The sequence below is a fragment of the Nostoc sp. UIC 10607 genome, from assembly GCF_047228265.1.
GTDB lineage: Bacteria > Cyanobacteriota > Cyanobacteriia > Cyanobacteriales > Nostocaceae > Nostoc > Nostoc foliaceum_A.
This window is the reverse complement of the sequence record NZ_JBIQNW010000286.1, coordinates 1-249: the sequence shown is the minus strand read 5'-3', so window position 1 is coordinate 249 and position 249 is coordinate 1. Positions and strand designations below refer to the sequence as shown.

General features: G+C 71.5%; 1 protein-coding gene. It reads left to right on the top strand.

Going from position 1 to position 249, the window contains the following annotated elements; genetic code table 11:
* The coding region (locus tag ACEYW6_RS36795) for a transglutaminase family protein (protein ID WP_412983692.1) at positions 1-249 on the top strand (249 nt) is incomplete at both ends.

Genomic DNA, 249 nt, shown 5'->3' with positions numbered 1-249 from the left:
GGCTGCAGGTCAAGGTCACCGGCTTCGTGCCGGGGCGCCATCTCATCACCTGCAACGGGCGGCGCATGCCGATGACCAGCACGGGCGCCAGCGGCGAGGCGATCGCGGGCGTGCGCTTCAAGGCCTGGCAGCCGGCCTCGGGCCTGCACCCGACCATCCCCGTGCACGCACCCCTGACGTTCGACATCGTCGATAGCTGGGTCGGGCGCTCGCTCGGAGGCTGCGTCTACCATGTCGCCCATCCGGGGG